Annotated in this window: 10 protein-coding genes; 8 read left to right on the top strand and 2 right to left on the bottom strand. The window is 48.2% G+C overall.

What is annotated here, in order from left to right; genetic code table 11:
- Window positions 1-618: ABC transporter ATP-binding protein (locus tag GSO_RS04075; RefSeq protein WP_010489263.1), on the bottom strand; the 618-nt coding region annotated here is incomplete at its 3' end.
- A gap of 196 nt (window positions 619-814) precedes the next feature.
- Between GSO_RS04075 and cdaA the strand changes: the two genes are divergently transcribed.
- From cdaA to glmS, 4 genes are all read left to right on the top strand, one after another.
- Window positions 815-1,672 (top strand): diadenylate cyclase CdaA, encoded by an 858-nt coding sequence (cdaA, locus tag GSO_RS04070; RefSeq protein ID WP_010489262.1) that lies wholly within the window; start codon window positions 815-817, stop codon window positions 1,670-1,672.
- Complete coding sequence (locus GSO_RS04065; RefSeq protein ID WP_010489261.1) at window positions 1,669-2,775, top strand: CdaR family protein; 1,107 nt, start codon at window positions 1,669-1,671, stop codon at window positions 2,773-2,775. The genes cdaA and GSO_RS04065 overlap by 4 nt, the downstream gene beginning before the upstream one ends.
- Before the next feature lie 28 nt (window positions 2,776-2,803).
- Window positions 2,804-4,168, top strand: a complete 1,365-nt coding sequence (glmM, locus tag GSO_RS04060; RefSeq protein ID WP_010489260.1) for a phosphoglucosamine mutase — start codon at window positions 2,804-2,806, stop codon at window positions 4,166-4,168.
- A gap of 291 nt (window positions 4,169-4,459) precedes the next feature.
- Window positions 4,460-6,271 carry a glutamine--fructose-6-phosphate transaminase (isomerizing) gene (gene glmS / locus GSO_RS04055; protein WP_010489259.1) on the top strand — a complete coding sequence of 604 codons (1,812 nt, stop codon included), beginning with the start codon at window positions 4,460-4,462 and terminating at the stop codon, window positions 6,269-6,271.
- Between the two features lie 138 nt (window positions 6,272-6,409).
- Here the strand turns inward: glmS and GSO_RS04050 are convergent, their stop codons facing one another.
- Window positions 6,410-8,215: a M3 family oligoendopeptidase gene (locus tag GSO_RS04050; protein WP_010489258.1), complete on the bottom strand. Its 1,806-nt coding sequence runs from the start codon at window positions 8,213-8,215 to the stop codon at window positions 6,410-6,412.
- A gap of 73 nt (window positions 8,216-8,288) precedes the next feature.
- Between GSO_RS04050 and GSO_RS04045 the strand changes: the two genes are divergently transcribed.
- The 4 genes from GSO_RS04045 (at window position 8,289) to GSO_RS04030 (ending at window position 11,531) form a co-directional block, all read left to right on the top strand.
- Complete coding sequence (locus GSO_RS04045; RefSeq protein WP_010489257.1) at window positions 8,289-8,780, top strand: VanZ family protein; 492 nt, start codon at window positions 8,289-8,291, stop codon at window positions 8,778-8,780.
- A gap of 70 nt (window positions 8,781-8,850) precedes the next feature.
- The gene (locus GSO_RS04040) at window positions 8,851-9,582 is read left to right on the top strand and encodes a YebC/PmpR family DNA-binding transcriptional regulator (RefSeq protein WP_010489256.1); all 732 of its coding nucleotides are present in this window, start codon (window positions 8,851-8,853) and stop codon (window positions 9,580-9,582) included.
- Window positions 9,583-9,708: 126 nt separating this feature from the next.
- On the top strand, window positions 9,709-10,578 hold the full coding sequence (locus tag GSO_RS04035) for an ATPase, T2SS/T4P/T4SS family (RefSeq protein ID WP_010489255.1): 870 nt from the start codon (window positions 9,709-9,711) through the stop codon (window positions 10,576-10,578).
- Window positions 10,575-11,531: a type II secretion system F family protein gene (locus GSO_RS04030; RefSeq protein ID WP_010489254.1), complete on the top strand. Its 957-nt coding sequence runs from the start codon at window positions 10,575-10,577 to the stop codon at window positions 11,529-11,531. The genes GSO_RS04035 and GSO_RS04030 overlap by 4 nt, the downstream gene beginning before the upstream one ends.
- Window positions 11,532-11,533 lie beyond the last annotated feature (2 nt).

Raw genomic sequence — 11,533 nt, 5'->3', positions numbered from 1 at the left:
CATGAGCACATCGGCTTCTTCGGCGTCAGCCATGACATGGGTTGTTAAAATAATCGCGACACCCTGATCGCTCGCCAATCGGTGCAATTCCTGCCAGATTTTGCGGCGTAACTCAGGATCAATGCCGATAGTCGGTTCATCCAGAATCAGAAGCGGCTGTTTGCTGATCAACGCGATGGCAAGTGATAGTCGTCGTTTCATGCCGCCGGAGTAAGTTCTGACGCTTTGATCGAGGGCAGATTGCAAGTCAACAACATGCGCAGCGTAGCGCAATTGCCCGGTCATTTGTGTCTGCTTGACGCTTTGCATTTTGGCAAAAAAAGTTAAATTTTCAGCGCCGGTCAAGCTTTCGTAAAGGGCGTCAGTTTGGGCCATGAACCCGATCCGCGCTAAAAGCAATCGATCAGGGACAGGTTGATTAAAAACCAGTACCTGACCGGATTGGGGGCGTATCATGCCCATAATGCTACGGATCAAGGTTGTTTTGCCCGCACCGCTTGGACCGATTAAAGCCAGGATTTGCCCACGATTTAAGGAGAGATCAATGTCGCTAAGGACGATTTTTTGACCGTAACCTTGCTGCAGGGCTGTCACTTGGACAACGGGTTCTCTTGACATATTTTAGCCACTTTCTTTTGGAATGTAGTGAGTGCTCACTCACTTGTTATTATCACGACTTTTGCCAAAAAAGCAAGCTTATTTTTTCGCGGTCAACGCCGCAGTACCGCTTCATTCGGTTCAGCGCCCGCCGTTTAGGCATCTCGTGGTATAATTATTCAGAAGTTTGATTTCAAACCACAATGGAGGAACGCGGATGCGCACCTATCTCGCAAATTTATTAACTTGGTCCACCCTTATTAATCTGGTTGACATCCTCGTCGTCTGGTACGTCATTTATCGTTTGATCATGCTGGTTCGCGGTACCAAAGCCGTGCAGCTGCTTAAAGGTGTTTTTGTCATTGCGGCCATCAAGATTATTTCCTGGTTTTTGCAACTCAAAACGGTTGGCTACCTGACAGATTTGGTCATTACCTGGAGTGTGCCGGCGCTGGTCATTATTTTTCAACCGGAAATTCGCCGCGGTCTAGAGCATCTTGGACGTGGATCGTTGATTTTCCGCTCAAACAATAACCAACATGAAGCCGAAACGCGTATGGTCAAAGAGCTGGATAAGGCGATTCAGTACATGAGCAAACGCCGCATCGGTGCTCTGATTACCATTCAAAAAAATACCGGCCTTGAGGATTACATCGAGACTGGTATTCCACTGGATGCGGATATTAGTGGCGAGTTGTTGATCAACATTTTTATTCCTAACACGCCGTTGCATGACGGGGCGGTCATCATTCGCAACAATCGAATTGCGGTGGCCGCGGCTTATTTGCCGTTGTCGGACAGTAACCTGATTCCCAAGGAACTGGGTACCCGTCATCGGGCAGCTGTCGGGATCAGTGAAGTGACCGATGCCTTGACGATTGTTGTGTCTGAGGAAACCGGTGAAGTCACGATTACGAACAATAATAATTTGATTCGCAACCTGACGCGTGAGGATTACATGAAGTTCTTGACGGCTCAGTTGGTACCAAAAGAAGAGGCGCCCAATCCAAATCCGGTTGTCAGTTTCTTTTCGCGGCTTTTTAGTCAGCGCAAAAAGAAGGAGGGCAAGCAATGAATCGCTTATGGGATAAGCCATGGGTTAATCGGTTGTTAGCCTTGCTTCTCGCGATCGGGTTGTTCGCTTATGTCAACGTTGAGAGTATCAACAATACGCGGCAGAATGCCAACGATGATACAACCTTGGTAGCGAACAAGACTCAGACCGTGAAAGTACCGTTGCAGGTTAACGCCAATACCGACAAGTATTTCATCACTGGGTATCCATCAAAAGTATCGGTTGCACTGACAGGAACGGCTTCTTTAGTGACCATGACCGCCAATACCCAGAATTTTCGGGTGGTTGCTGATTTAACCAATTTAGGTGTCGGCAAGCATCGCGTCCATTTGAAGGCGGAAGGTTTGAACAAAGATTTAAGCTACTCGATTTCGCCTAAATCAGTGACTGTCGACATCCAGGTGCGGGACAATAAGACCATGCCGATTCAGGTTCGCTATAATAAGGCCAGTATTGCTTCTGGTTATGCGGCAGGTGACCCTAAGCTTTCGGCGCGAACCGTTGAAGTGACGGGTGCACGCTCCGTGATCGATTCGATTGCCCAGGTCGTTGCCAATGTCTCGTTGGCGCACAATACCCGCAAGACAGTTGACCAGGAAGTGCTATTGCAAGCGTTGGATGATAATGGCAATACTATGAATGTGGTGCTGTCACCGCAAACCGTGCACGTGACATTGCCGATTTCTCAACCCAGTAAAAAAGTAAATATCGAGTTGAAGCAAACCGGTAATGCGGCGAGCGGGCATACGTACGCCTTGTCGTCAGACACAAAACAGGTTACCGTATATGGAGACCAGCAAAGTCTGGATAAGTTGAGCAAGTTAACTGTTCCGGTTGATGTCAGTGGCATTACGTCGACAACCACGCGAACTTTTAATGTGACAGATCTCAACGACAGTATTTCTGCGGCTGATCCGAAAACCATTAAGGTGACGGTAAGTGTTGGCAACACAGGGACTGGTAATGGTGGTGGTAATGATAATGATGATGATGTGGGCACCAACGCTAACGCTGGCACGTCAACCGCTTCATCGAATTCATCCAGTGCCAGTAGTTCTCAATCAAGTTCATCAAGCGAAAGCACATCAGCAAGTGAAAAATAACCACTGGAAGAAATGAGGAAAAAATAAGATGACAAAGTATTTTGGTACCGATGGTGTTCGTGGCATTGCTAATAAGGAACTGAGTCCGGAAATGGCGTTTCGACTCGGGCGTACGGGTGGCTATGTGCTGACTCAGCACAAGGAGGATGCCAGTCATCGGCCACTGGTTCTGGTAGCGCGCGATACTCGGATTTCCGGTCAGATGTTAGCAGATGCTTTGATTGCCGGATTACTGTCGGTTGGCATTGAAGTGCTGGATCTTGGCGTTATCACAACACCGGCAGTTGCTTACCTAATTAAAATTCAAGGGGCCGATGCCGGGATTCAGATTTCGGCTTCACATAATCCGGTTGCCGACAATGGTATCAAGTTCTTTGGCGCAGACGGTTACAAGCTTTCTGACGAAACGGAAGAAGAAATTGAAGCTTTGTTAGATGCACCGGAAGATAACCTGCCGCGTCCGGCTGCAGAGGGACTGGGAACCGTTGACGATTATCCTGAAGGTGCGCTCAAGTATACGCAATTTTTGGAGCAGACACTCTCGGATGACTTAAGTGGCATTCATGTTTGTTTAGACGGTGCTAATGGTGTTACCAGTGGTTTGGTTAGCCGGATTTTTGCCGATCTTGACACGGACTTCGATACGATGGCCACCAGCCCGGACGGCTTAAATATCAACGCCGACGTAGGTTCAACGCATCCGCAAGCGTTGGCCAAGTTTGTCGTTGAAAAAGGTGCCGATGTCGGCCTGGCCTTTGACGGCGACGGTGATCGCTGCATTGCCGTTGATGAAGAAGGCAACGTTGTCGATGGCGATAAGATCATGTTCATTCTAGGCAGCTATATGAAGTCACAAGGCCGCCTGAAACAAGATACGGTTGTGACCACAGTGATGAGCAACCTCGGCTTGTATAAGGCGCTTGAAGCCAATGGTATGAAGTCTGTTCAGACCGCGGTTGGCGACCGCCATGTCGTGGAAGCCATGCGTAAAGACGGTTACAACATCGGTGGCGAACAATCCGGCCACATCATTTTGTTTGATTATCACAACACTGGCGATGGGATGTTGACGGGGATTCACTTGCTAAACGTCATGAAGAAGACAGGCAAGAAACTATCCGAGCTGGCAGCCCCGGTTCAGGATTACCCACAGAAACTGGTTAACGTCAAAGTTGCCGACAAGGATAATTGGCAAGCCTATCCGGAAATTCAAGAAGCTATCGATACGGTTGAAAAAGAAATGGCTGGCGATGGCCGCGTGCTCGTGCGCCCTTCCGGTACGGAACCATTGCTGCGGGTGATGGCTGAAGCCAAAACCGAAGACTTGGTATCGCGTTATGTCGACCAGATCGTTGCAGTCGTTAAGCGCGAAATGGGCAGTCCAAAAGATTAATATTTGTCAAGTTACATGGTAGTTTGGTCTAAGAAGCCGCTGAGCAAAATTTCAGTGGCTTTTTTTTAATGCTTTTTTATGGAAAATATGGGGTGATCAAACCTTGAATTGTCTAAGTTGAGCGCGTTTTTGCAAAAAGATATAGACCAATATTCTTACGAAAAGTATACCATTGAAAATTTAGTGTTGACATACTGCCGCTTAAAACATATAGTTAGCTTTGTTTTTAGCGATACCAATAAAAAAATCTGTCTAAACCAATTTATAGACATTAGGAAAAGGATGTTGACTATGTGTGGAATCGTTGGTGTTATCGGTAAGAAAAATGCAACCCAAATCTTGCTTAAAGGGCTCGAAAAGCTGGAATATCGGGGGTATGATTCAGCTGGCATTTATGTAAACGATCAAGCCGGTCATGACCATCTGATCAAGCGGGTTGGCCATATTTCTAATTTGGAAAAAGCAGTGACACCGGATGTTCAGGGCGTCATGGGGATTGGTCATACACGCTGGGCAACAAATGGCGGACCGACCGAAGCCAATGCACATCCGCAGGTTTCTAATGACGAACGCTTCTATCTGGTGCATAACGGGGTTGTGACCAACGCCAATGACCTGAAGCAGCAATACCTTCAAGACATCGAACTGCATAGTGACACAGATACTGAAGTTGTGGTACAGCTGATTGCCTTGTTTGCCCGTCAAGGCCTGTCTGCCAAAGAGGCGTTGCGCAAGACATTGAAGTTAATTCAAGGCTCATACGCTTTTTCCATGGTTGATCGCCTGGATTCAACCGTGCTGTATGTGGCTAAGAACAAGAGCCCACTTTTGATCGGTCGGGGCAAGGGCTTCAACGTTGTGGCTTCCGATGCGTTGGCTATGCTGAGCGAAACCGACCAATTTGTTGAACTCAAGGATCAGGAAATTGTGACGCTGACGGCTGATGCCATTCACATCGAAACACTTGATGGCAAAGTCGAAGAACGTAAGCCATTTACGGTTAAAGTTGATGACGGTGAGGTTTCCAAAGGCACGTACCCATTCTTCATGCTCAAGGAAATTGACGAGCAGCCAATTGTAATGCGCCGTTTGGTTGAAAAATATACCGATGATCAACATCATGTGGTAATTCCAGAAGACCTGATGAAGGCTTTACAGCAAGCCGATCGTCTATATATTGTTGCAGCCGGCACCAGTTATCATGCCGGGTTAGTCGGTGCCCCGTTGTTTGAACAGCTGGCAGGCATCCCGGCTGAAGTGCACGTTGCTTCGGAGTTTGCTTATCATCAGCCGTTATTGTCCAAGCATCCGCTGTTTATTTTCCTAACCCAAAGCGGCGAGACAGCTGATATTCGTCAGGTGTTGGTTGAAGTTAAGAAGCAAGGTTATCAGACACTCACCATTACCAATGTCGGTAGTTCAACCCTTGCCCGTGAAGCAACATTTACCTTGTTGCTGCATGGTGGTCCGGAAATTGCGGTGGCTTCGACCAAAGCCTACACCGCCCAAATTGCCGTTGAAGCATTGGTTGCCAAAGCCGTTGGGGAAGCCAAGGGTCTGCAAGCAGCTAAGGACTTTGACGTCATCCACCAATTGGGTTTGGCAGCGACTGGCCAGCAAGCTTTGATTGATCAAAAAGATCGCATCCACGAACTGGCGACGGATATGTTCAAAACTACGCGCAATGCCTTTTACATCGGGCGCGGCGGCGACTATTATGCCAGCCTGGAAGCAGCGTTGAAACTCAAGGAAATCAGTTATGTTCAGGCAGAAGGTTTTGCTGCTGGTGAGTTGAAACACGGTACCATTGCCTTGATCGAAAAGAATACGCCGGTTGTCGCCATCATTTCCGATCCGCTCACAGCTGCGCGCACACGCAGTAATGCCGATGAAGTTCAGGCCCGTGGTGCTAAAGTCTTGCACATTGCAATGGCCAGTCAGGCACAAAAAGGTGATCAGATTATTGTGGACGACATCGATCCGCTGCTGGCACCGCTTGTTACCATCATTCCGGCGCAATTGCTGGCATACTTCACAAGTGCCGATCGCGGCTATGACGTTGATCGTCCGCGTAACTTGGCAAAGTCTGTCACAGTTGAATAAGGTTGGGTGTTGACGGAAAAGTTAATGTTGATCTTAAAATGATGGGATAGCTCCACGAAAAAGCCTGTTTGCTAGCATTTTAGCAAACAGGCTTTTTGTCTCATCAGAATCTTTCCGCTAAGAAGAAATGGGCAGCAATTATTTTAAGTAGTCCTCGCTCAACTGCATAAACTGTTGCGCATCCTTGGCGGCTAGGTCAATGCTTTGCTGCCAAAATGTTGGTTGCGTCAAATCAACCCCGAGATGCTTTTTGGCCAGTTCCTCTGTCGACATGTTGGCCGTATCCCGCAGCAGCGCGATGTAATCATCTTCAAAGTTTGCGGTTTGTTGCGCCTTGGCGTAAATACCGCTAGAGAACAGGTAGCCAAATGTATACGGGAAGTTATAGAACGGCGGATTGTCAAAATAGAAGTGTAGTTTGTCCGCCCAGTACATTGGGTCAAATGAACTCAAACCGCCAGCGTAAGCTTTTTGCTGGGCTTCGGTCATCAATTCCTTTAGGCGCGGTACACTGACAATGCCGTGTTCTCGCTCTTGATAGAAGCTGTCTTCAAACAGGAAGCGGGCGTGAATGTTCAGCAGCATAGCTATTGGATTGGTCATTTTGGCATCAAGCAGGTTAAGCTTTTCTGCGGGATCGGTGGCGGCTTTGACCGTCGCATCGGCCACGATTAATTCAGCGAATGTCGAAGCAGTTTCGGCAACGTTCATGGCGTAGTCTTGACGCAGAACCGGCATGTCTTTCAAAATATCACTGTGGAAGGCGTGGCCTAATTCGTGGGCAATGGTTGAAACGCCAGATGCCGAGCCGTCAAAAGTCATGAAAATTCGGCTTTCTTTAACGTCCGGTACACTGGTCATATAGCCACCGGCGCGTTTACCCGGCCGATCTTCAGCTTCAATCCAACCGTTTTCGAAGGCGTGTTTGGCGAATGCGGCCATTTTGGGTGAGAATTTAGCAAAATTGCTGACAATGAATTCGGCTGCTTCGTCAAAGGTGTATGTTTTTGGCTTGAAATCGCCAACGATGACCGGCGCCCACTGATCATGCCAAGTCATGGTTGGCTGGCCGGTTAGTTGGGCCTTGCGGGTGAGGTAGGCGGCAAATGGTGCCTTATTCGCGCTGATGGTGTGCCACATTTGATCCAATGTGGCCCGTTGCATGCGGTTATATTGAAGCGGTTTGTAAAGATAATCCGGATAATGATGCAAGCGGTAATCAGTTAACCGAAATCCAGCAATGTGATTGAGCGTTTCGGCAAACAAACTGGCATGATCGTTCCAGACGTGTTCCCAAACGTTGAAAACGTCCCGCCGCACTTTAGGATCAGGCGCGCCTTCAAACTTGTTTTGCGTCTGGCCGGCACTCAGCTCGGTTGTTTTTCCGTTTTCAACAACCGGAAACTTAAGACTGCCGCTTAAAGTGGTGTAATGGTCACTCCAGCCGGTGTACCCATCAACTGCCAGGTCATTGATCATGGTTTCAGTTTGGTCATCAAGCAGGTCCTTGGCTTGGTCACGCATTTCAGCGAGCCCGAAGCGACTTTCCGCTAAACTGCCTGTTGCGGTCAGTTGATCGAACGCGTCTTGCGGCATGGCAGCTAATTTCTTGGCAAGCGGATTATTAATGTTTTGAAAACGCGTCTCGAGCGTGGTGAGCCGACCTTGTAATGGGCCGGTTTTTAAATTGGCCGTATCGGCGCTGGCAATCATTTCAACAAAGCTGCCCGTGGTGCCTAGGCCTTTGCTAATATCTTCAAACAGTTGCCAAAAAGTTTTGAAATCGGTAAACTCAGGAGCGTCATCGCTAGGCGACCAAGCAGCCACCTGGGTTTCCAGTTGCGGCAGTTCGTCGGCTACCTGTTGGATTCGGGCGGCAAGTTGTGGTGAGTCGATGCCACCGGGGAAGATTGAATCGAGATTCCAGTTAATTGGGTAAGACATGTCAGCACTTCCTTTCGAAATACGTTTATTATACAGTAGATGAGAAAATTATGAGTGAAAGTAGGGCAAGTTTGTGCATTCTTTTAAACGTCATTGGGGACTTTGGTTAACCGCAGTACTTTTATTTATTTTATTTGTGAGCTCAAGTATGACTTACAAGGAGCAGACAACTGTGCCGCTCATGGAACGGCTGTTGCAAAGTGAACCGTTTAAACCATTTCTGAGCACGATTCACTTTGATTATGCCGGTGAAACGCAATCGGTAGCAGAGGTGGGTTACTTTAAATTTGTCGAGTTCTTCATTCGCAAAGGCGCCCATGTCACGATCTTTTTCCTTTTGGGGCTAGGCTTAACCCAAGGAACATTTATGTATCAAAAGAATCGGTGGCTTCACTGGCCACTGGTGACGTTGAGTTGTACCGGCATTGCCGCGTTTGATGAATTCCACCAGATGTTGACAGGCGGCCGGACGCCTTTGTTTCAGGATGTGATGCTGGACACAGTGGCAGCAGCCATTGCCGTGACCGTGATGTGGGGATGGCTGTGGTGGCGGAAGCGACGTTGAATAACGGTTCATTCTTTGCTATAATTTTAACGATCCGTATGCATCTATACTTATGAAAAGAGGGTTTATCATGTCAGGACATTCCAAATGGCATAACATCCAAGGCCGTAAGAACGCTCAGGATGCTAAGCGTGGTAAGATTTTCCAGAAATTATCACGTGAATTATACATGGCAGCAAAGCAAGGTGGTCCTGACCCCAGTGGTAACCCATCCCTCCGTTTGGTCATGGACAAAGCCAAAGCTGCCAACATGCCTAAAGACAACATCAAACGGGCGTTAGATAAAGCGAGTGATCGCGATGCAGCTAATTATGATGAAGTGACTTATGAAGGCTATGGTCCGGGTGGCGTTGCGATTTTAGTTGAAGCGTTGACCGATAATCGCAACCGGACGTCCAGTTCTGTGCGGGTTGCGATTACCCGTCATGGTGGCAATATGGCGGCAGCCGGTGCGGTTTCCTATATGTTCGATCGCAAGGGCTATCTGGTTATTTCCCGCGAAGATTTTGACGTTGACGAAGATCAGATGCTGGAAGATGCACTTGAAGCCGGCGCTGAAGACATGCAGACGTCGGATGAAGCCTATGAAATTTATACCGACCCTAAAGAATTCGCGCAGGTTCGTGATGCGTTAGAAGAAAAGGGTTATAAATTCGTTCAAAATGAATTAACCATGGTGCCGCAAAACCTGACACCGATTCCTAAGGACAAAGTTGAACAATTCCAAGCGATGATTGACCAACTGGAAGACGATGACGATGTTCAGGAAGTCTATACAGCTGGCGACTGGCCAGATGACTAATTGATTTATTAGAACATGTTTGAAAAGGCAATGCAGATGCGTTGTCTTTTTTATTTTGCCCAAAAATCGGCTGCAAAAGGAGTTTCCCCGTGAATTGCGAACTCTTTTAGTGTAGGGGGGAAAGGCATGCAATCAGTAAATGAATTGTTGACGAGTGCGTTAGCAAAAGGCGCCAGTGATATCTATTATTTGCCGAGTGCACAGGGGTATCTTGTTCGACTTCGACTACCTACAGGACTGATGACACTGGCAAAACGGGAGGCGCGCTTAGGGCAACAGGAGATTAATTACCTGAAATTCATGGCGGGTATGAACGTGGCAGAACATCGGCGCGTTCAACTAGGTGCTTTCTATCAAGAAGCGCCGTCAGTATTTTTGCGATTAAGTTCGGTGGCGGACTATCGCGGCCGCGAATCGTTGGTCGTGCGGTTAATCAGCGGCATTCCCGATGCAGACGGTGCTCGGCAACTCTTGGATCGGTTGATGAGCGTCTTGTTGCAGCGGCGCGGGATGTTGACGCTGGCCGGGCCAACCGGATCAGGTAAAACAACGCTACTTTATCAATTAGCTACGCGATTGGCTGAGTCGCGAATGGTGTTGTCGATAGAAGATCCTGTTGAAATCAATCAACCTCAATTTCTTCAGCTTCAGGTGAATCCGGAAGCAGAAATGAGTTACCCTCAGCTGCTAAAGGCGGCCTTGCGTCATCGTCCTGATGTTTTACTGATCGGGGAAATTCGTGATCGGCAAACCGCACAAAGCGCCTGTGAAGCAGCCATTAGCGGTCATATTGTATTGGCGACGGTTCACGCACGCTCAGCCGGTGATACGCCTTTGCGGTTAACGAGTTTCGGCCTATCTGAAGCGTTGGTTGCGGCTGCGTTGACTGCCAGTGCGGCAATTGCGTTGCGCTATCGTCCGGTGATTCATCCGGTGGCAGAACTAGTTGTTTTTGAACGCTCGTCGCAAAGCCAAGCACAAGAGGTGGTTTCATGAAGGTGCCGTTAATTGCCCAAGAGCGTTTTTGTCGCCAGAGTGCCGCGTTAATCACGGCTGGTTTCAGTTTGCCGGATGTTTTCGCATACTTGCGCGTCAGTGCGCCAAAGTATCGGGTTGTTTGGGAACGAATTGAAGCGGAACTGGCTAACGGAATTGCATTTTCAGAAGCGGTGGCGCACCAAGAGCTGGCACCCATCCTTTTTCAACAGTTACAGTTGGCACAGATTCACGGTGATTTGGCTAAGGCGCTAACAGTAGCATGTGATTATCTTGGCTTACGCGTGCGCAATCGGCAGAAAATGACCCAACTGCTTGTTTATCCGTGTCTATTATTGGCCATGTTGATGGTTTTACAGGTTGTCGTTGTGTTTGGCGTACTGCCGGCCTTGTCTTTGCCGAGATCAGAATTAGTCGCGGTTCAGTTAGGCGGTCTTGCTGTGCTGATCGGACTTGGTGTGGTGATTTATTTGGTCTGGCGCCGCTTAACGCCACTTAAGCGACTCTTGGTTCTACAAAAAGTGCCGGGGATGCGGCAGGTTCTGCGAATGTATTATCAGTTTCAATTTACTGCCGGAGCGGCTCAATTTTTGTTGGCGGGGGCTGATATTTCCGATTTTTGTCGGCATTTAGCAACTTTGGAAGGACCACTTGGAAATTTAGGTAGTCGGATTCAGGCGAAAGTTCAACGAGGGCAAGAATTAACCGAGGCACTTCAGGAACCTTTTGTCCCAGATGAAGTGGCGCGTTTATTAACGATGGGACAGTCACGGCACCTGGTGGCGGAAGGCCTCAAACTATTCGGAGAGCAACTATTTTTTAATTTGCAGCGCCAATTGGAGAAATTTGTTAATTTGATCCAACCGCTTTTGTTTTTGTTAATCGGCGGCGAGATTTTACTGGTTTATTTGCAGATCTTATTGCCACTCTACCAATCATTAGGAGGTGTTTGAAC

This window comes from Lacticaseibacillus zeae DSM 20178 = KCTC 3804 (assembly GCF_000260435.1).
GTDB lineage: Bacteria > Bacillota > Bacilli > Lactobacillales > Lactobacillaceae > Lacticaseibacillus > Lacticaseibacillus zeae.
This window is presented reverse-complemented; position numbering and strand designations above follow the sequence as displayed.

Bases quoted from the DNA above. Each gene is read 5' to 3' on its own strand.
- GSO_RS04030 (WP_010489254.1), top strand. From the start codon at position 10,575: ATGAAGGTGCCGTTAATTGCCCAAGAGCGTTTTTGTCGCCAGAGTGCC.
- GSO_RS04050 (WP_010489258.1), bottom strand. From the start codon at position 8,215: ATGTCTTACCCAATTAACTGGAATCTCGATTCAATCTTCCCCGGTGGC.
- GSO_RS04065 (WP_010489261.1), top strand. From the start codon at position 1,669: ATGAATCGCTTATGGGATAAGCCATGGGTTAATCGGTTGTTAGCCTTG.
- GSO_RS04035 (WP_010489255.1), top strand. From the start codon at position 9,709: ATGCAATCAGTAAATGAATTGTTGACGAGTGCGTTAGCAAAAGGCGCC.
- cdaA (WP_010489262.1), top strand. From the start codon at position 815: ATGCGCACCTATCTCGCAAATTTATTAACTTGGTCCACCCTTATTAAT.
- glmS (WP_010489259.1), top strand. From the start codon at position 4,460: ATGTGTGGAATCGTTGGTGTTATCGGTAAGAAAAATGCAACCCAAATC.
- glmM (WP_010489260.1), top strand. From the start codon at position 2,804: ATGACAAAGTATTTTGGTACCGATGGTGTTCGTGGCATTGCTAATAAG.
- GSO_RS04040 (WP_010489256.1), top strand. From the start codon at position 8,851: ATGTCAGGACATTCCAAATGGCATAACATCCAAGGCCGTAAGAACGCT.